This is a genomic window from Rhizobium bangladeshense, from assembly GCF_001662075.1.
Classification (GTDB): domain Bacteria; phylum Pseudomonadota; class Alphaproteobacteria; order Rhizobiales; family Rhizobiaceae; genus Rhizobium; species Rhizobium bangladeshense_B.
On record NZ_LYPL01000026.1, the window covers coordinates 1 to 18,669 of the forward strand.

General features: G+C 62.2%; 16 protein-coding genes and 1 pseudogene. 11 read left to right on the forward strand and 6 right to left on the reverse strand.

From position 1 onward, the window contains the following. Positions 1–106: pseudogene (locus A7X77_RS29985) on the forward strand (IS5 family transposase); the annotation flags it as partial. A 138-nt stretch (positions 107–244) separates the two neighbouring features. Then, positions 245–1,195, forward strand: a complete 951-nt coding sequence (locus A7X77_RS29990) for a transglycosylase SLT domain-containing protein (protein WP_064686454.1) — start codon at positions 245–247, stop codon at positions 1,193–1,195. Positions 1,196–1,228: 33 nt separating this feature from the next. On the opposite strand, the gene A7X77_RS29995 is transcribed toward A7X77_RS29990, so the two are convergent. After that, on the reverse strand, positions 1,229–2,653 hold the full coding sequence (locus A7X77_RS29995) for a serine hydrolase domain-containing protein (RefSeq protein WP_064686455.1): 1,425 nt from the start codon (positions 2,651–2,653) through the stop codon (positions 1,229–1,231). A 190-nt stretch (positions 2,654–2,843) separates the two neighbouring features. On the opposite strand from A7X77_RS29995, the gene A7X77_RS30000 reads away from it, so the two are divergent. The 5 genes from A7X77_RS30000 to A7X77_RS30020 all read left to right on the forward strand — a co-directional run bounded on the left by A7X77_RS30000 (position 2,844) and on the right by A7X77_RS30020 (position 8,036). Further along, on the forward strand, positions 2,844–4,088 hold the full coding sequence (locus tag A7X77_RS30000) for a DUF3419 family protein (protein ID WP_064686456.1): 1,245 nt from the start codon (positions 2,844–2,846) through the stop codon (positions 4,086–4,088). Beyond that, positions 4,085–4,759: a class I SAM-dependent methyltransferase gene (locus A7X77_RS30005; protein WP_064686457.1), complete on the forward strand. Its 675-nt coding sequence runs from the start codon at positions 4,085–4,087 to the stop codon at positions 4,757–4,759. The genes A7X77_RS30000 and A7X77_RS30005 overlap by 4 nt, the downstream gene beginning before the upstream one ends. Before the next feature lie 127 nt (positions 4,760–4,886). After that, positions 4,887–5,684 carry a glycoside hydrolase family 25 protein gene (locus A7X77_RS30010; protein ID WP_064686458.1) on the forward strand — a complete coding sequence of 266 codons (798 nt, stop codon included), beginning with the start codon at positions 4,887–4,889 and terminating at the stop codon, positions 5,682–5,684. An 89-nt stretch (positions 5,685–5,773) separates the two neighbouring features. Then, entirely contained in the window at positions 5,774–6,997 is a 1,224-nt protein-coding gene (locus tag A7X77_RS30015) for a lytic murein transglycosylase (protein WP_064686459.1), read from the forward strand. A gap of 133 nt (positions 6,998–7,130) precedes the next feature. Further along, positions 7,131–8,036 carry a DMT family transporter gene (locus tag A7X77_RS30020; RefSeq protein ID WP_064686460.1) on the forward strand — a complete coding sequence of 302 codons (906 nt, stop codon included), beginning with the start codon at positions 7,131–7,133 and terminating at the stop codon, positions 8,034–8,036. A gap of 458 nt (positions 8,037–8,494) precedes the next feature. Here A7X77_RS30020 and metF read toward each other — a convergent pair whose 3' ends face one another. The 4 genes from metF to A7X77_RS30040 form a co-directional block, all read right to left on the reverse strand. Next, complete coding sequence (metF, locus tag A7X77_RS30025; protein WP_064686461.1) at positions 8,495–9,397, reverse strand: methylenetetrahydrofolate reductase [NAD(P)H]; 903 nt, start codon at positions 9,395–9,397, stop codon at positions 8,495–8,497. Between the two features lies 1 nt (position 9,398). Then, the gene (locus tag A7X77_RS30030; RefSeq protein WP_064686482.1) at positions 9,399–10,424 is read right to left on the reverse strand and encodes an ArsR/SmtB family transcription factor; all 1,026 of its coding nucleotides are present in this window, start codon (positions 10,422–10,424) and stop codon (positions 9,399–9,401) included. A 162-nt stretch (positions 10,425–10,586) separates the two neighbouring features. After that, the gene (ettA, locus tag A7X77_RS30035) at positions 10,587–12,236 is read right to left on the reverse strand and encodes an energy-dependent translational throttle protein EttA (protein WP_064686462.1); all 1,650 of its coding nucleotides are present in this window, start codon (positions 12,234–12,236) and stop codon (positions 10,587–10,589) included. Between the two features lie 98 nt (positions 12,237–12,334). Further along, positions 12,335–13,075 carry a ribonuclease T2 family protein gene (locus A7X77_RS30040; RefSeq protein WP_064686463.1) on the reverse strand — a complete coding sequence of 247 codons (741 nt, stop codon included), beginning with the start codon at positions 13,073–13,075 and terminating at the stop codon, positions 12,335–12,337. A gap of 223 nt (positions 13,076–13,298) precedes the next feature. Here A7X77_RS30040 and A7X77_RS30045 point away from each other — a divergent pair, with 223 nt between their 5' ends. The 4 genes from A7X77_RS30045 to A7X77_RS30060 are packed head-to-tail and all read left to right on the forward strand — an operon-like array spanning position 13,299 to position 18,092. After that, a complete protein-coding gene (locus A7X77_RS30045) occupies positions 13,299–14,228 on the forward strand; it encodes an alpha/beta fold hydrolase (protein WP_064686464.1) in 930 nt (309 codons plus the stop codon). A gap of 33 nt (positions 14,229–14,261) precedes the next feature. After that, positions 14,262–15,218 carry a DMT family transporter gene (locus A7X77_RS30050; protein ID WP_064686465.1) on the forward strand — a complete coding sequence of 319 codons (957 nt, stop codon included), beginning with the start codon at positions 14,262–14,264 and terminating at the stop codon, positions 15,216–15,218. 16 nt (positions 15,219–15,234) lie between these two features. Then, positions 15,235–16,437: a CaiB/BaiF CoA transferase family protein gene (locus A7X77_RS30055; protein ID WP_064686466.1), complete on the forward strand. Its 1,203-nt coding sequence runs from the start codon at positions 15,235–15,237 to the stop codon at positions 16,435–16,437. Beyond that, a complete protein-coding gene (locus tag A7X77_RS30060; RefSeq protein WP_064686467.1) occupies positions 16,434–18,092 on the forward strand; it encodes a thiamine pyrophosphate-binding protein in 1,659 nt (552 codons plus the stop codon). The genes A7X77_RS30055 and A7X77_RS30060 overlap by 4 nt, the downstream gene beginning before the upstream one ends. A gap of 170 nt (positions 18,093–18,262) precedes the next feature. On the opposite strand, the gene A7X77_RS30065 is transcribed toward A7X77_RS30060, so the two are convergent. Continuing rightward, entirely contained in the window at positions 18,263–18,607 is a 345-nt protein-coding gene (locus A7X77_RS30065; RefSeq protein WP_064686468.1) for a RidA family protein, read from the reverse strand. Between the last annotated feature and the right edge of the window lie 62 nt (positions 18,608–18,669).

Genomic DNA, 18,669 nt, shown 5'->3' on the forward strand with positions numbered 1-18,669 from the left:
CGCCAAGCTCAAACAATGGCGACGTCTCGCCACACGCTACGACAAACTCGCAGCCAATTTCCTCGGCTTCATCAAGCTGGCAAGCATCATGCTTTGGCTCAAATAGTTAATTTGTCACCACGGCCTAGAAATATTCCGCGGTTGCCGGAATGCCACGAATACGTTAATGGGGTCGGCAGGGTTTAAGTTTTTTAGTAACTTTTATAACGCTGCTCGGGCGGCGCGATTTCACGAAAGTGACGGAATGGTAGCGATCGGATTGTCCGGCCTGAAACGCAGACTTGTCGTTTCTACGGTGCTCTGCTGCGGCGTGATGACCGGCTGCGCGAGCGTCGAATACACCTCCCAGGCCGAACTGACAGCCGCTCAGACCGTAGTGCCGACACCCAAGCCCGGCGAAGACGCCACACTGGCTGCAATCCCGACGGCCGAGGGCGCAGCTGGCCAGGCGGTCGCAGGCGCCATGCTTCCACAAACGCAGACGTCGCCCTCTCTGACCGCAACGGCGATGCCGACGGTTGGCGCGTCTCAGCCCGCCGATCTCACAATGCAGGCGGGCCTACAGCCGGCAACGTATGCGCAGATCCCCCTGACGCCCGAGATGACGGCGATCCAATCCGTCGTGCCGACGCCGCGTCCGGTGACCCCGGCACAGCCGGCGACGCAGCTTGCCTTTGCCGCGACACCGCAGAACAATGCACTTGCCGCACTTGCGGCAGTCGACACAACGCCGCGTCCCAGCATGGATTACGGCTTCGACGAATCCGGTCCGATCGATCCGCCGACCGCTCCCCCAATGTTCAGCGACGACGATAAGGACGACGCGCCGACCGTCGAGAAGAGTTTCGTCACCAAGCTCATCCAGAAATATTCGAAGATTTATGCGATTCCCGAGACGCTGCTTCACCGCATCGTTCATCGCGAGAGCCGCTACAATCCGAAGGCTTACAACAAGCGCGGATATTTCGGCCTTATGCAGATCAAATACAATACTGCCAAATCGATGGGCTATGACGGTGCGCCGGGCGGTCTCTTCGATGCCGAGACCAATATCAAATATGCCGCGAAATATCTGCGTGGCGCCTGGCTCGTCTCCGACAACAAGGAAGATGATGCCGTCCGCCTCTACGCGCGAGGCTATTATTATGATGCCAAGCGCAAGGGCATGAACGACATCGCCCAGGGCAATTACTGACAACCACCGGAAAAACGGATTCGATGCTGGCGCCTATGGCTGCGTCTCGACCTGCCGCTCTGATCCGGCCTGCTGTTGCGGCGCCCGCGATTGCGGCGACGCCTCCAGGACCGCCTTGAGAAGCGCCTGCGGCTGATAGCCGAGCCAGCCCGGCGTCAGGCCGAGCCGGACGACGACCAGATTGGCGGAGGGCACGATCGCCATGCTCTGCCCGTCATGCCCCGACAGCCAGAACGTATCCTCCGGCAGCCCGAACGCGGCGTTCGAGCTGCCGGGCGCAAGCCACGCCTGGCCTTGCGTATAGCGGCCATTCGACGCTGCCGTCGGCGTGCGCATCGCGCCGACGAACCCCTCAGGCAGCAATCGCCGGCCATTCCAGACGCCATCCTGCAGCAGGAACTGTCCGAAGCGCGCCCAGTCATGCGCCGTCGCGTAGAGATAGGAGCTTCCGGCAAAGGTGCCGCGCGCGTCGAGTTCGAAGATGGCGCTGCTCATGCCGAGCGGGGAGAAGAGCGCGTCATGCGGATAAGAAAAGGCTGCTTGCGCATTGCCGATCCTGTCCATCCAGATGCGTGACAAGAGCACCGCCGTGCCGCTCGAATAGCGGAAGCGCTGGCCGGGTGCCGCCTCCATCGGCGCATTGGCCGGCAGCGATACCATGTCGGGATCGAGATAAAGCATACGCGTCACATCGGCGACGCTGCCATAATCCTCATTGAAGGCAAGGCCGCTCTCCATGCCGAGCAGGTCGGAGACCTTGATCCTGGCGCGCTGATCGTCCTTCCACTGCGCCATCAAGTGATCGTCGTCGAAGGAAACCTTGCCGTCGAGCATCAGCCGGCCGAGGATGGCTGCGTTCACCGTCTTCGTCATCGACCAGCCGATCAGCGGCGTCTTTGCCGAAAATCCGCGGCCATAGGCTTCGGCGACGATACGGCCGTCACGCACCACCACGATCGCCCGCATCGCCGGGCCGGCAAATCGGGCATCGGCCAGCACCGCGGCGATCTTCGCGTCCGGCTGATTGCCGCTGCCCTCGCCTTGCGGCCACACCGCGTCGTTCGCCTGCATCTTGGCCGGTACATCGAACGGCACCGCTTTAATCGCCGCCTCGAAATTGCCGTCCGGCACGCTGGTGCAGCCGAGACCGCCGCGATAGAGCGCATAACTCGATGCGAACAACCCCATGAAACGCGCCGTCACCCGCCCGCTGTCGCGCTCGACACTCACGCGCACCAGCTTCAGCAGCGGATTTCCCGGCGCCTGGACGTCGTCATGCAGCACATCGTCGGCATCCCGGCCGGCAATGAACACATTCGAGCAGACGATCTTGGCGGCGTAGCCATCCCCGACGCGCAACAGCTCCGGCGGCCAGGCGAAGAGCCAGCCGGTCCCGGCGGCGATGATGAGAACCACAAGGAGAGCAAGCGCCTTCAGGACACGCAGGACAAATCGCATGGCATTCCTCCATGCCGGGAGAGAAGCAGGAATCGCGCCGGTCGGAAAGGGGCCGGCGCGAATAAGGCACACCATTGCGATCACTCTTCATTGATGCCGGAGCCTCGCGGGACCGGCGCCCACAGCCCGCGTCATCAAACTGTAGCAGTGGCGCGCTACACGCCCTGAACGCTAAAAAGGTGACAGACTCATGTCAGAATTTGCACCGGATGCCGGCTTCCGCAAGAACCGGAAACTCAAGGACGCCCTTCTCCGCCACAAGGCTTTTTCGAAGGAAGGTTTTTCCGAGCGTCTCTTCGGCCTCCTCTTCTCCGGCCTCGTCTACCCGCAGATCTGGGAAGATCCGGATCTCGACATGCAGGCGATGGAGCTGAAGCCCAACCATCGCATCGTCACCATCGGCTCCGGCGGCTGCAACATGCTCGCCTATCTCTCCAGGGCGCCGGCCTCGATCGACGTCGTCGATCTCAACCCGCACCATATCGCGCTGAACCGCCTGAAGCTTGCCGCCTTCAAGCATCTGCCGGGTCACGCCGACCTCGTCCGCTTCCTGGCGATGCCGAACGAAAAGTCGAACAGCCGCGCCTACGACCGGCATCTTGCCGCCAGGCTCGACGAGGCGACCCGCAGCTACTGGAACGGCCGCAAGTTCGGCCGCCGCCGCGTCACCGTGTTCGACCGCAACATCTATGAAACCGGCCTGCTCGGCCGCTTCATCGGCGCAGCCCACCTTCTTGCCCGCCTGCACGGCGTCAAGCTGCGCGAGATGACCAAGACCCGCTCGATCCGCGAGCAGCGCCAGTTCTTCGATGAGCAGATCGCGCCGCTTTTCGAAAAGCCGGTCGTACGCTGGATCACCGGCCGCAAAAGCTCGCTCTTCGGCCTCGGCATTCCGCCGCAGCAATATGACGAACTCGCAAGCCTTGCCGCCGATCATTCGATCGCGCCGGTGCTGAAGCACCGCCTGGAAAAACTCGCCTGTCATTTCCCAATGCGCGACAACTATTTCGCCTGGCAGGCCTTCGGCCGCCGCTACGGCACTGAAGGGGAAGGCCCGCTGCCGACCTATCTGAAGCCGGAGCACTATGAGGTGATCCGCGCCAATGTCGACCGCGTCAACGTTCACCACGCAAGCTTCACCGAGCTTCTGGCCCGCGAACCGGCCGCCTCGCGCGACCGCTATATCCTACTCGACGCGCAGGACTGGATGACCGATGGGCAGTTGAACGACGTCTGGCGGGAAATCACCCGCACGGCGCGCGACGGCGCCCGGGTGATCTTCCGCACCGCCGCCGAAAAGAGCATCATCGAAGGCCGCCTGTCTCCTTCGATCCGCGACCAGTGGGAATACTTCGAAGACAAGTCACGCGAACTGACCGCGCTCGATCGCTCGGCGATCTATGGCGGTTTCCACATCTACGGGAAGAAGGCGTGAGCAAGGTTGGCACCGAGGCGGCGGGAAAGAGCGATCAACATGCCAGCCTCATGGATGGCATGTACCGCTACCAGCGCCATATCTACGACTTCACCCGCAAATATTACCTCCTCGGCCGCGACAGCACGATCCGCAATCTCGACGTACCGGAGGGCGGCACCCTGCTTGAAGTCGGCTGCGGCACCGGGCGCAACATGGCTTTGGCTCACAAGCATTTCCCGGCCGCCAAGCTGTTCGGCCTCGACATTTCCCAGGAAATGCTGATCTCGGCCCGCAAGACCTTCGCCGCCAAGGCGACGATCCCGGAATTCCGCATCGCCGACGCCACGGCGTTCACACCGCGCGAATTCGGCGTCAGCGGCTTCGACCGCATCCTGATCTCCTATGCCCTGTCGATGATCCCAGATTGGGAGCGGGCCGTCGATGCGTCGATCGCCGCGCTCAATCCCGGCGGCCAGTTGCACATCGTCGATTTCGGCCAGCAGGAAGATCTGCCGCGCTGGTTCCGCCGCATGCTGCAGTCCTGGCTTGCAAAATTCCACGTCACCCCGCGCTCCGATCTGCGGGAGGTTCTGGAAGCGCAGGCTGGGGAGCACAATGCGCGATTGATCTTCGAAACCGTCGGCGGCGGTTATGCCTGGCGGGCGGCTATTATCAGCAAGCGCACATAATTCGCTTGAAACTAACCGATTTTTTACGTTGATATGGTGAAAAGAGGGTTATTCCTCTGCTGGGCTCGTCATTTTCGAAGGTCAGGCTGTGGGGCAAAGAGATCATTCGATTCACGACGGGATACCCATGCGCCGGCTTTTGTATTGCGTTCTGCCTCTGGCCATCATGCTCGCCGGCTGCTCCTCCTCCGGTTATGACTCCCTCGAAACGGCATCGATCAACCCGAAAACGCGCTTCAAGGACACCGATCCGCAGAATTTTGGCGCGAAGCACCCGCATCAGAACGATGTGCACGGCATCGACATCTCCAAATGGCAGGGTGATATCGACTGGGCGAGCGTGAAGAATTCGGGCGTCGCCTTCGCCTTCATCAAGGCGACGGAGGGCAAGGACAGGCTCGATGCCCGCTTCGATGAATATTGGCGCGAGGCCCGCGCCGCCGGTATCCCGCACGCTCCCTATCATTTCTATTATTTCTGCTCCTCGGCCGACCAGCAGGCCGATTGGTTCATCAGCAACGTCCCGAAGGACGCCATGCGCCTGCCGCCGGTGCTCGACGTCGAATGGAACGGCGAATCGAAGACCTGCCGCTATCGCCCCGACCCGACAACCGTGCGCGCCGAAATGCAGCGCTTCATGGACCGGCTGGAGGCCTATTACGGCAAACGCCCGATCATCTACACTTCGGTCGATTTCCACCGGGAGAATCTCGTCGGCTACTTCCCGGACTATCATTTCTGGGTGCGCTCCGTGGCCAAGCACCCCGAAGCGACCTATTCCGACCGCCGCTGGGCCTTCTGGCAATATACCTCGACCGGCGTTGTTCCCGGCATCAAGGGACCGACCGACATCAACGTCTTTGCCGGCAGCGCAAAGAACTGGAACAACTGGGTCGCGACCGTTTCCAAGGATAGAAATTCTTAGTAACCTCTTTCAATCTTTCTTGCTTCCGTCACATTCCTCTGTGAAAGCGACGGCATCCATTTGCTATTTTGCTATAAGGACCGCATTTCATGCACCGCTCGCTCACAAGCCGCTCTGCACTCGCCCTCCTGTTTGCCCTGACCTTTGCCGGCGGCGCGGCCGCCCAGCAGGCGCCTGCCGCCTCCGCCTCCTCGACAGCGCCCTGCGGCGGCGATCTGTCCGCCTTCCTTGAGGGTGTCAAGGCCGATGCGGTTGCCGCGGGCGCCAGTGCTGCGGCCGCCGACCAAGCGCTTGCCGGTGCCGAGATCGATTCCAAGGTGCTCAGCCGGGATCGCGCTCAGGGCGTCTTCAAGCAGACCTTCCTCGAATTCTCCCAGCGCACCGTCAGCCAGGCCCGCCTCGACATCGGCCGCCAGAAGATGAAGCAATATGCCGACGTCTTTGCCCGGGCCGAACAGGAATTCGGCGTTCCCGCGGGCGTCATCACCGCCTTCTGGGCGATGGAAACCGATTTCGGCGCCGTCCAGGGCGATTTCAACACCCGCAACGCCCTGGTGACGCTGTCGCATGACTGCCGCCGCCCGGAACTCTTCCGCCCGCAGTTGATCGCTCTCATCGAGATGGTCCAGCATGGCGACCTCGACCCTGCCACCAATACCGGCGCCTGGGCCGGCGAGATCGGCCAGGTGCAGATGCTGCCACGCGACATCATCGCCTACGGCATGGACGGCGATGGCGACGGCCATGTCCGCCTGAAGCAGAGCAGCCCTGACGCCGTCCTGACGGCGGCGAAATTCATCCAGCACCTCGGCTTCGAGCGCGGACAGCCCTGGCTGCAGGAAGTCACCCTGCCCGACAATCTGCCCTTCGAGAAATCCGGCCTTGGCGGCACGATGAAGGCCAGCGAGTGGTTCGCGCTCGGCGTCAAGCCGCGCGACGGCAACACGGCTTTCGGCGATCTCGAGGGCGACCTTGTGCTGCCGCAGGGCCGCATGGGACCGGCCTTCATCGCCTACCCGAATTTCAAGATCTATCTCGAATGGAACAAGTCGTTCATCTATACGACGTCGGCCGCCTATTTCGCGACCCGGCTCTCCGGCGCCCCGACCTATCTCAAGGGCACGCCTGAACAAGGCCTCGCCAACGACCAGATGAAGACGCTGCAGACCAAACTCCAGTCGCTCGGCCACGACGTCGGCGAGATCGACGGCATCCTCGGCTCCGGCACGCGTATCGCGATCCAGAAGGAACAGCAGCGCCTCGGCATACCGGCCGACGGCTGGGCGACGCCGGCGCTTCTCAACGCCCTCTGATCGCCGCTGCCGCTACGCCGCTCGCTTCGCAAGAAACGGGTGGCGCCGCGCGCCGTCGGCGTTAAAGCTCATGGTGAGGATCCGCGATCGGGTTTCGACGCGGCGACGCGGCTTGGGATGAAGGGAAGGCGGCATGGACAACAGAATGAACGCCTGGACCTGGAGCCTGCTGCTCCTGCTCGGTCTCATCTGGGGCGGGTCTTTCTTCTTTGCCAGCATCGCCGTCCAGCATGTCCCGCCGCTGACCCTCGTCTTCCTCCGTCTGCTGCTGGCCGCGATTGCGCTGCACATCTACATCGCCGGCCGTTTCGGCATCTATCCGATCCTGGAAGCCCACTGGCGCGAATTCCTGATCCTCGGGCTCATCAACAACGCGCTTCCGCACGCTCTGATCTTCTTCGGCCAGACCCGCATCGGCGCCGGCCTTGCGGCGATTCTGAACGCGACGACGCCGATTTGGACCGTGTTGATCGCCAACTACGTCACTTCCGATGAGAAGCTGTCATCTGCCAAGATTGCCGGCTGCCTCGTCGGCCTGGCCGGAACGATCGTGCTGATCAGCCCCAGCCTGTCGGCCAGTGGCGAAGCGCCGCTCTGGGCGCTGCTGTTTCCGGTATTTGCCGCCGTCTCCTATGGGTTCGCAGCCACTTACGGCAAACGGTTCAAGACTATTCCGGCCCCCGTCACCGCAGCCGGCCAGTTGACGGCGTCCTCGTTGATCGCCTTGCCCCTGTCGCTCTTGGCCGATCGCCCCTGGACGCTCCCCTGGCCGTCGCTCGATATTTTCGTAGCCGTACTGGCGCTGGCGCTGGTGTCGACCGCCTTCGCCTATATTCTCTATTTCCGGATCATGGCGGCGGCCGGCGCCACCAATGCCTCGCTCGTCACGCTGCTGGTGCCGCCGAGCGCCATCCTTCTCAGTGTGCTTTTCCTCGGCGAACGGCTCACACTTGCCGAATTCGCCGGCATGGCGCTGATCGGCTTCGGCCTTGTCATCCTCGATGGCCGTGCCTATCGCCTGCTGGCCAGGACAGCCTGAAGAATGGTTGAAAATCCCGCATGATTTCAACCGCTTGGCTGAGCGCCATGTTTCAGGCGCATAGGTAAATCGGCAATCGCCCGATTTAACCGCATGTTAAATTCTGTGAATAAGATTTTGCCGCGAATAGGCCTTCGATTTCAACAGTTTGCGGATTCAGTCTTCGACTTATCCACCGCCCTGTTCCGCGGTGCAGCATAGATTCCGCTTCCCAACCGACACATTTCCGACATATTATTGGCAGGTTAACGCGAGGAGACAGACATGGGACTCACGCAATCCTTGAATGTTCTGTTGGTCAGTGCAGCGTTTGCATTCGTCTTGTCCATGCTCTTTATCTGAGCTGGCCGGCGGGGTGTGACGACTGGTAGTACCTGAACTCCCCTGATCAATCCGCCAACGAGAAAGCGCATGTCCCGCCCGACATGCGCTTTTCACGTTGATGGCCGCGGAAAAAATCAGGCAGCCGCGCCGGCGTTTTTTGCCGCCCGGCGGGAGAGGCCGAGATTGTCGAGCACGGCGGAAACGAGCGGCGAACGGTTCATCGTATAGAGATGGAAATCCCGGATGCCACGCCGGACGAGATCTTCGATCTGCTCGGCGGCGACATCGGCTGCGACCTTCGCCCGCTCTTCGGGCTTGTCGTCAAAGCCCGCAAAACGCTCGTCAAGAAAGCCGGGGATAATCGCGCCGCAGGCGCCGGCGAAACGCTTGAGCTGCGTCAGGTTCTGGATCGGCATGATGCCGGGCACGATCGGGATCGAGATGCCGGCCTTGCGCACCCGCTCCAGGTAACGCTCGAAATTGTCGTTGTCGAAGAAGAACTGCGTCAGCGCCCGGTCGGCGCCGTTGTCGGCTTTGCGTTTCAGCATGTCGATATCGGCGGCTGTGTCGCGGCTTTCCGGATGCTTTTCCGGATAGGCGGAGACTGAGATTTCGAAATCGCCGATCGCCTTGAGGCCGGCCACGAGCTCCGCCGCATTGGCATAGCCGCCGGGATGCGGCTGGTAGGGCGCGCCGGCGCCGCCCGGCGCATCGCCGCGCAGCGCCACGAAATGCGTCACGCCGACCTTGCGGAAGGTTTCGATCATCTGATGCGTCTCTTCCTTCGTCGCGCCGACGCAGGTCAGGTGCGAAGCGGTGGCAAGCGGGGTCTGCGACAGGAAACGCGTGACGGCGGTCAGCGTCGGCGCCTTGGTGGTGCCGCCGGCGCCATAGGTCACCGAGACGAAATCCGGATCCCAGTCCTGCAGCTCGCTGACGGTATTCCAGAGCTGGCCTTCCATCTCTTCCGATTTCGGCGGGAAGAATTCGAAGGAGATCCCGATGTCGCGCACCTGCGCTTCTTCTTTCAAAGCCATATCATACTCTCCCGGCAAATGTAGGTTCGGCGCCTTCGCTTAGTTGCGAAGCCATGAGGCGCCTCGGATCGCGTGCGAGCCAGACGGTGACCGTCAGCCCCTGCCCGCTCTGCTGACCCGGATGAAGATCGACGACCTGCTCGACGTCGAGCCCGGCCTTGCGCAGCCAGTCGGACATCGCCTGGTGCGAAAAGCCGAGACGCACATGCGCATGCTCGTCGCGGAGATATTCGAGCGTATGCGGCGCAAGGTCGATGACCACGAGCCGGCCGCCCGGCCGCAGCATGCGCGCCGCTTCGGCGATGGCAATCTCCGGCTGGTCGAAGAAATGCAGCACCTGATGGATCGTCACTAGATCGAAATCCTGTCCCTCGAACGGCAGGTTCAGAATATCGGCGTGGCGAACGGTCGCTTTGGTGATGCGGGACTTGTCTAGATTGGCGCGCGCCACGCTTAGCATGTCGCGGCTGGCATCGACACCGATCGCCCGGCGGTAGAGCCCGGCCAGGAGTTCGAGGATACGGCCGGTGCCGGTGCCGAGGTCGAGCAGTGAATCGATCGGCTGGTTGCCGAGCAGCCGGATGACGGCGGCATCGACTTCCTCGTCGGCTGCATGCAGGCGGCGAAGCTCGTCCCATTCCGCCGCGTTGCGGCTGAAATAGGCCTGTGCCCGCTCGGCCCGTTGGCGCTTGACCGCCGACAGCCGCTCGCCGTCACGAAGGACGGTCGGATCGTTTTCGGAGACATGTTTCAGCAAGGCCCGCACGAGCATTGCCGCCTTGCCGTCCTGCTTGAGGCGGAAGTAGGCCCAGGCGCCTTCCTGATAGCGCTCTATCAGTTCGGCCTCGCCGAGCAGCTTCAGGTGGCGGGAGATACGGGGCTGGGACTGGCCAAGAATTTCGGTAAGATCGGTCACCGTCAGATCGCCGCCATCGAGAAGCGCCAGAAGCCGCAGACGCGTTGGCTCGCCGGCCGCCTTCAAGACGTCCACCAACCCATCCAGTCCCAGCTTCAAAGGTTCGCTCATCATTGGCCCAATCAAGATATAAAGATATCTTTATGTGATTTGAAAAGCGGTGGCAAGCGGCAATTCGCACTCTCCGCGAAATTGCCTGCTCAAATTGCGACAGCGCCGGACACGAAAAAGCCCCGGTCGAACCGGGGCTTTCGCAATCGAAAAGTGGGACAATCAGCGCGTCAGACGCTTATGGGCCTGGCTGCCCGGGTTGAGGGCGTCCGGGCCGAGGCGGCGGACCTTGTCCTCTTCATAATCCTCGAAGTTGCCTTCGAACCATTCGACATGGCCTTCGCCTTCGAAAGCGAGAATGTGCGTCGCCAGACGGTCGAGGAACATGCGGTCGTGGCTGATGATGATGGCGCAGCCGGCGAAGTTCTCCAGCGCGTTTTCCAGCGCGCCCAGCGTTTCCGTGTCGAGGTCGTTGGTCGGTTCGTCGAGCAGCAGAACGTTGCCGCCGGCCTTCAGCATCTTGGCGAGGTGAACGCGGTTGCGCTGACCGCCGGAGAGATTGCCGACCTTCTGCTGCTGATCGCCGCCCTTGAAGTTGAAGGCGCCGCAATAGGCGCGCGAGTTCATGTCGAACTTGCCGAGCTTGATGATTTCGGCACCGCCGGAGATTTCCTCCCACACAGTTTTGTCGCCGGCAAGCGCGTCACGGCTCTGGTCGACATAACCGAGATGCACGGTCTCACCGATGCGGATCGAACCGCTGTCAGGCTTTTCCTGGCCGGTGATCATCTTGAACAGCGTCGTCTTGCCGGCACCGTTCGGACCGATGACGCCGACGATGCCGCCCGGCGGCAGCTTGATCGAAAGGTCGTTGATCAGCGTGCGGCCCTCGAAGCCCTTGGTGATGCCCTCCATCTCGATGACCACCTGGCCGAGGCGCTCGCTGACCGGGATGATGATTTGCGCGTCGCCGGGACGCTGCTTCTCGGCAGCATCCACCAGCTGCTCATAGGACTTGATACGCGCCTTGGACTTGGCCTGACGGGCCTTCGGGCTGGACGCGATCCATTCCCGTTCGCGGCTGATGGCCTTCTGGCGCGAGGCCTCCTCGCGACCTTCCTGCTCCATGCGCTTGGCCTTCGCCAGCAGATAGGCCGAATAATTGCCTTCGTAAGGGATGCCGCGACCGCGGTCGAGTTCGAGGATCCATCCCGTGACGTTGTCGAGGAAGTAGCGATCGTGGGTGATCATCATCACCGCGCCGGGATAGTCGCGCAGATGCTTTTCGAGCCAGGCGATGGTTTCGGCGTCGAGATGGTTGGTCGGTTCGTCGAGCAACAGCAGATCCGGCTGCGAAAGCAGCAGGCGGCAGAGCGCGATACGGCGGCGTTCACCACCGGACAGGCTACTGACATCGGCGTCGCGCGGCGGGCAGCGCAGGGCTTCCATCGCCATCTCGACCTGGCTTTCCAGATCCCAGAGGTTCTGGCTGTCGATGATATCCTGCAGCTTGGCGCCCTCTTCCGCGGTCTCGTCGGAATAGTTCATCATCAATTCGTTGTAGCGATCGAGGATCGCCGTCTTCGAGGCAACGCCTTCCATGACGTTTTCGAACACCGTCTTGTTCGGGTCGAGACGCGGTTCCTGCTCGAGATAGCCGACTGTGGCACCCTCGGCCAGCCAGGCTTCGCCGGTATATTCCTTGTCCTGGCCGGCAATGATGCGCAGCACAGTGGATTTACCGGCGCCGTTCGGCCCGAGGATGCCGATCTTGGCATCCGGGTAGAAAGAAAGGTGGATGTTCTCCAGGATCTTCTTGTTGCCATAGGCCTTGTTGAGGCCGGACATATGATAGATGAATTGACGTGCCATGCTGCGCTGCTCCGGGCGGGAAACTTCGTTTCGTGCCGCTATGTAGGCGAAACAGCGCCTATGGGCAACGCCGAAACCCGGTTTAGGCAGGATTCCGGTCAGAAGCCCGCCGCATCGACGACACCTTCATCGCAGCCGAAAGAGGTTTTTCCCGCCCCCTGGATCAGATCGCCAAGCCCGGCGCTTTTCGCCGACGCCGATCCGGCAGCCTCCGAAAGCCCGATCGTCAGGCCGCTGATCATCTTGACATTGCCGGCCCGCCGGCAGCTCATCTTGACGCGATCGCCGGCGCCCGGCCCGAAGCTCTTGTCGAAAGCCGCCTTGATCGCTTCGGCCTTGACCGGTTTACCAATATTGGCAGCGAAAAGCTCGCGCACCGCCGACGCGTTGAGCCCACCCAACAGATGCACGCCGACGCCAAAATAATCCTCGGCGCTCATTTTCGTGCAGGTGCCGTGCTTCGTCCATTCATGCCGTTCCAGGCCGGATTGCGTGCCGGGCATCGCCTTTACCAGCGCCGCCTGTGTCTCGGCCGAAAGCGTGACCTGAGGCAAGCTAGCCCATTTGCCGTCCTTGTCAGCGGCCTTCTGATCGTCGCTCACGCCGCAATAGTTCTGCCGCATCGGCCAAAGGCCGTGCAGCGAGAAGTTCGTCGCATCATGGCGTTCGCCGGTCTGGCTTGCGCATTCGGCCTTCTTCTGGTTCGTCTGGCAAAAGGCGGGCTGCCAGCTCGCCGCAAGAATGAAACGGGTACGCCCGTCGGCCTGCTGCGCCATGGCGGCGCCGGCAAGGGCCATCGATACGGCGAATGTCAAGGTACGCAACTGCATGCTGCTCATTTCAACCCCCATAGAAGAACAATGCAGGAACAGATAAGCACAAAGAGTAAACGTCAGCAACCCTGAATCGCAATGCTCCTGTAATTTGTTATCAATTGCGGCAAACGCTTTAAAGTCACACCAAGGACGCTCTGTCACTTTGAGTTGAAGCATAATCCCTCAAATCGATTTCGCTTTGCGGAATTATGCGGTAGCGATCTGCTCTGCGGCTGGGAGGATCCGGATGTTTTTTGAAACGCAATGGCTCTGCGTGCCGGGAGCATCGCTGGCCTATCACCATGCCGAAGCCACCGCCCCCGCATGCGGCATTCTATTGATATCGCATGGCCTGGCGGAGCACTCGAAGCGGTATCGCCGCTTTGCCGAGGTCATGGCGGCGCGCGGCTATCACGTCTATGCCCATGATCACCGCGGCCACGGCGAGACGACGGCGCCCGATGCCCCGATCGGCCGCTTCGCGCGGCGGGATGGCGTCGAACGGGTGATCGGCGACATCATTGCCATGCGTGCTCACGCGGCCTCGCGCCATCCCGGCCTGAAGGTCATCCTCTTCGGCCACTCGATGGGCGGTCTCATCGCGCTCAATGCCGCCGTCACCGCTCCGGCCGACTTCGACGCGGTCGCCCTGTGGAACTCCAATTTCGCCGTCGGTCTTGCCGGCCGCGCCGCCCAGGCGATCCTCACCGCCGAACGCATGCTGAAAGGTTCGGACGTGCCGAGCGGCCTCCTGCCGAAACTCACCTTCGCCGCCTGGGGCCGGTCCATCGCCGACCGCCGCACGGAATTCGACTGGCTCTCGCATATTCCCGACGAAGTCGACAAATATGTCGCCGACCCTCTTTGCGGCTTCGACACCTCGGTTTCGCTCTGGCTCGATGTCTTCGAACTGACCTTTCGGGCACCGCAAAAGATCCATCTCGACCGGCTGCGGCACGACCTGCCGATCCATCTGGTCGGCGGCGCAGAAGATCCGGCGACCGAGCGTGGAAAAGCGGTAGCCTGGCTGTCAAACCATTTGAAACGCCAGGGCTTCTCCCGTATCAGCACTGAGATATATCAGGACATGCGGCACGAAACGCTGAATGACACCGGCGCAGAGGCGGCGATTGCCGCCTTCGCCGACTGGTGTGACGGCGCGGTCTGCAAAAGCTGAAGGGCCAATATCCCGGATGACGAGAACCCCACCATGAGCAGCACCTCCGCCCGGCCCGTTTCATCCCCCTCCGACGTGACGATGGGGCTTGCGCTGATGTTTCTTTCGGTGATGTTCTCGCCGCTCATCGATATCTTCGCCAAACTTGCCGTCGCCACCGTCCCCTCCGCCGAGATCACCGCCGGCCGCTTCGCGGTGCAGGCGCTCTGCATGCTGCCGATCGTGGTATGGCGGCGCCGCTTTGCTGATTTCTCCTGGCGCCAGAGCCTGTTCCACGCCATCCGCGGCGCGATCATCACCATCTCGATGATCTCCTTCGTCACCACGCTGAAATACATGGCGGTCGCCGATGCAATCGCGATCTTCTTCGTCGAGCCGATCATCGTGACGATCCTCGGCGGCATTTTCCTGAAAGAGACGATCGGCTGGCGGCGCTACACCGCCTGCGGTGTCGGCTTCTTCGGGGCGATGCTGATCATCCAGCCGAGCTTCAACGAAGTCGGCTACATCGCGCTCCTGCCCGTCCTCACCGCCCTCTGCATCGCCATTTTCGTGCTGATGACCCGCGTTCTGTCGCACAAGGAAGATCCATGGGCTATGCAGTTCCAGATGGGCATCTGGGGCCTCATCTTCTGCGCCGTCCTGCTTCTTGCCGGCGATGGAAGCGGCTCCGACATCTTCGATCCCGTCATGCCCGCAGGCAGCGCCTGGTTCTATGTCGCCGGCGTCGGCGCCATGGCCGCGATAGCGGGCATCTTCGGCGTCTACGCCTATCGCGCCGCACCAGCTTCAACGCTGGCGCCGCTGCAATATTTCGAGATCGTCTCGGCGACGATCTTCGCCTGGCTTGTTTTCGGCGACTTTCCGGATGCGATCAAATGGCTCGGGATCATGATCATCATCGCCTCCGGCATCTACATCCTTTGGCGCGAGCGCCGCTTTGCTTCCAAACCAGTATCCGATACATCTGAAGCGACGCTGGCGCCGTAGATTGCCCGGGAGGACCATGACCGAGAGCCTGACGAAAAAACCGCCGCTTGCCGGTATCCGGGTGATCGAGCTCGCCCGCGTGCTGGCCGGCCCTTGGGCGGGGCAGATGCTCGCCGATCTCGGCGCTGATGTCATCAAGGTCGAACATCCCGACGGCGGCGACGATACGCGCCAATGGGGCCCGCCCTTCGTCGAAGGTGCCGACGGCGAAAACCTCTCGGCCGCCTATTACCACGCCGCCAATCGCGGCAAACGCTCCATTGCCGTCGACCTGAAAAGCCCCGAGGGTCAGGATCTCGTCCGCCGCCTGGTCGCCACAGCTGACGTGGTGATCGAGAACTTCAAGCTCGGCGGGCTCGTCAAATACGGGCTCGATTACCACAGCCTGCGCAGCCTGAACCCGAAGCTCGTCTATTGCTCGATCACCGGCTTCGGCCAGACCGGCCCCTATGCCAGCCTCGCCGGCTATGATTACATCGTCCAGGGCATGTCCGGCTTCATGTCGATTACCGGCGAGCCCGACGGCCAGCCGATGAAGGCAGGTGTGGCGATCGCCGATATCTTCACCGGCATCTATGCCGTCTCGGCAATCGAGGCCGCCCTGATCCATGCCCTGAAAACCGGCGAAGGCCAGCTCATCGACATGGCGTTGCTCGATGTGCAATCGGCCGTGCTCGCCAATCAGAACCTGAACTACCTCGTCTCCGGCGCTGCACCGACCCGGCTCGGCAACGCCCATCCGAATATCTCGCCCTATGAGGTCGTGCCGGCGGCCGATGGCTACCTCATTCTTGCCGTCGGCAATGACGGCCAGTTCGCTCGCCTCTGCACCATCCTCGGCCTTGAAACGATCGCCGACGACCACCGTTTCGCCACCAATAGGGCCCGGGTCGGCAATCGGGCCGAGCTACGCCGGCTTGTTTCGACCGAGACGCTGAAATGGCAGAAGGCGGACCTGTTGAAGGCCTGTGAAGAGAACGGGGTGCCTGCCGGCGCGATCAATACGATCGAGGAGATGTTCGCCGATCCGCAGGTGCGCGCCCGCGGTCTGCGGATCGATCTTGCGGATGCCGCCGGTACGCTCATCCCTGGGGTCAGGACGCCGGTGGTGCTGTCCGAGACGCCGCTGCATTACCTCAGGCCGAGCCCGCGCCTCGACGAACACAGGGAAGAAATTCTGGCGGAGCTCGCCGAGCGCGAGAGGGAGGCATCGTCATGAAGAAGACCGGTGGGGAACTGATCGTCGAGGCGTTGAAGGCCAATGGCGTCAAACGCCTCTCCTGCGTGCCCGGAGAGAGTTTTCTTGCAGTCCTCGATGCCCTGCGCGACAGCGATATCGATGTCCTCGTCTGCCGCCAGGAGGGCGGTGCGGCGATTATGGCCGATTGCTGGGGCAGGCTGACCGGCGAACCCGGCATCTGCATAGTCACCCGCGGCCCCGGCGCCACCAACGCCTCCGCCGGCCTGCATATCGCCAAGCAGGATTCGATCCCGATGATCCTCTTCATCGGTCAGGTGCAACGCGAAGCCCGCGAGCGCGAGGCCTTCCAGGAAGTCGAATTCCGCCGCGCCTTCACCGAATTCGCCAAATGGGTGGGCGAGATAGACGATGCCGCCCGCATTCCCGAGTTCGTCACCCGCGCCTTCGCGATCGCAACCTCCGGCCGCCCCGGCCCCGTCGTGTTGACGCTGCCGGAGGATATGCTGCGCGACGAAGTCGAGGCGCCCCGCCCCAAGCGTTACGTGAGCGTCGAGGCGCATCCCGGCCGCAGCCAGATCGACGATCTCTATGTCAGACTGCTGAAGGCCGAGCGGCCGATGGTGATCCTCGGCGGCACGCGCTGGGATGCCGATGCCGTCGCCGATTTTGCAGGCTTTGCCGAGCGTTTCCAGCTTCCCGTCGGCTGCTCCTTCCGTAGGCAGATGCTGTTCGATCATCTCCATCCCTGTTACGCCGGCGATGTCGGCATCGGCATCAATCCTGTCCTCGCCAAGGAAATCAAGGAAAGCGACCTGCTGATCCTCCTTGGCGGCCGCATGTCGGAAATGCCGTCCTCTTCCTATACGCTGATCGATATCCCCTACCCCCAACAATCGCTGGTGCACGTCTATCCCGATCCTTCCGAACTGGGACGCGTCTACCGCCCGGATCTCGCCATCTGCGCCGCTCCTTCCGATTTCGTCGCCGCGCTCGCCGATCTCGAAGCCCCGGCCGAGCCGCACTGGGCGGAGCGCACACAGCGCATGCACCAGGCCTATCTTTCCTGGTCGAAGCCGCCGGCAACAGGTCCGGGCGCCGTTCAAATGGGCCCGATCATGGAATGGCTGGAGGCCAATACCGCGGCGGATACGATCTTCACCAACGGCGCCGGCAACTACGCCACCTGGCTGCACCGCTTCCATCGTTTCCGCCGTTTCAACACCCAGTCCGCCCCGACCTCCGGCTCGATGGGTTATGGCCTGCCCGCCGCCGTCGCCGCCAAACGACTCTTTCCCGAGCGCCAAGTTATTTGCTTTGCCGGCGACGGCTGTTTCCTGATGCACGGCCAGGAATTCGCCACCGCCATCCGCTACGGGCTGCCGATCATCGCAATCGTCGTCAACAACGGCATGTACGGCACCATCCGCATGCATCAGGAACGCGAATATCCCGGCCGCGTCAGCAGCACCGATCTGACTAATCCCGATTTCGCAGCCCTTGCCCGCGCCTATGGCGGCCACGGCGAGACGGTGGAACGGACGGAGGAATTCGCCGGAGCCTTCGAGCGGGCGCGCGACAGCGGCAAGCCGGCGATCATCGAAGTCAAACTCGATCCCGAGGCGATCACGCCGACGCGCACGCTCTCGGAAATCGCGCAAACAAAAAGCCGGTAAGCCCCCGACCGGCCCATTCGGGTTGGTCAGGCACCTACCGGCTTTGATGCAATTCTGCGGCGACCTTACTGCATGTCGTCCGGAAGTGTGCAGCGGTTCCGGGACAACGACATGCATAAAAACAAAGGCCTAAAGCGCATCGCATCAATCAAATTTGACGCTGCCGCGCTTTAGTCGATCGCGGCCGTGACGATGAACTCAACCTTGTATTTCGGCGCGGCGAGCTTGGCTTCGCTGGTGGCGCGGGCCGGCGGATTGGCCGGATCGATCCAGGCTTCCCAGGCGGCGTTCATCTCGGCGAAATAAGCGATGTCGGAGAGATAGACGATCGTCTGCAGGATCTTCGACTTGTTGCTGCCGGCCGCGGCCAGCAGGCGGTCGACTTCAGCAAGCGAGGACTTGCACTGATCGGTGACGCTTTCGCCCTCGCCGACCTGGCCTGCGAGATAAACCGTGTTGCCGTGAATGACGGCGCCGCTCATGCGTGCGCCGACGTCGATACGCTTAATGCTCATCATAGTCTCCTGAGTGAATGGAAAAGCGACGGCGCTGCGGTGCAGCGCCGGAAAATCGGCAG

Excerpts from the sequence above, each read along its gene's own strand:
- A7X77_RS29990 (WP_064686454.1), top strand. The coding sequence starts at position 245 with ATGGTAGCGATCGGATTGTCCGGCCTGAAACGCAGACTTGTCGTTTCT.
- A7X77_RS29995 (WP_064686455.1), bottom strand. The coding sequence starts at position 2,653 with ATGCGATTTGTCCTGCGTGTCCTGAAGGCGCTTGCTCTCCTTGTGGTT.
- A7X77_RS30000 (WP_064686456.1), top strand. The coding sequence starts at position 2,844 with ATGTCAGAATTTGCACCGGATGCCGGCTTCCGCAAGAACCGGAAACTC.
- A7X77_RS30010 (WP_064686458.1), top strand. The coding sequence starts at position 4,887 with ATGCGCCGGCTTTTGTATTGCGTTCTGCCTCTGGCCATCATGCTCGCC.
- A7X77_RS30015 (WP_064686459.1), top strand. The coding sequence starts at position 5,774 with ATGCACCGCTCGCTCACAAGCCGCTCTGCACTCGCCCTCCTGTTTGCC.
- A7X77_RS30020 (WP_064686460.1), top strand. The coding sequence starts at position 7,131 with ATGGACAACAGAATGAACGCCTGGACCTGGAGCCTGCTGCTCCTGCTC.
- metF (WP_064686461.1), bottom strand. The coding sequence starts at position 9,397 with ATGGCTTTGAAAGAAGAAGCGCAGGTGCGCGACATCGGGATCTCCTTC.
- A7X77_RS30030 (WP_064686482.1), bottom strand. The coding sequence starts at position 10,424 with ATGAGCGAACCTTTGAAGCTGGGACTGGATGGGTTGGTGGACGTCTTG.
- ettA (WP_064686462.1), bottom strand. The coding sequence starts at position 12,236 with ATGGCACGTCAATTCATCTATCATATGTCCGGCCTCAACAAGGCCTAT.
- A7X77_RS30040 (WP_064686463.1), bottom strand. The coding sequence starts at position 13,075 with ATGAGCAGCATGCAGTTGCGTACCTTGACATTCGCCGTATCGATGGCC.
- A7X77_RS30045 (WP_064686464.1), top strand. The coding sequence starts at position 13,299 with ATGTTTTTTGAAACGCAATGGCTCTGCGTGCCGGGAGCATCGCTGGCC.
- A7X77_RS30050 (WP_064686465.1), top strand. The coding sequence starts at position 14,262 with ATGAGCAGCACCTCCGCCCGGCCCGTTTCATCCCCCTCCGACGTGACG.
- A7X77_RS30055 (WP_064686466.1), top strand. The coding sequence starts at position 15,235 with ATGACCGAGAGCCTGACGAAAAAACCGCCGCTTGCCGGTATCCGGGTG.
- A7X77_RS30060 (WP_064686467.1), top strand. The coding sequence starts at position 16,434 with ATGAAGAAGACCGGTGGGGAACTGATCGTCGAGGCGTTGAAGGCCAAT.
- A7X77_RS30065 (WP_064686468.1), bottom strand. The coding sequence starts at position 18,607 with ATGAGCATTAAGCGTATCGACGTCGGCGCACGCATGAGCGGCGCCGTC.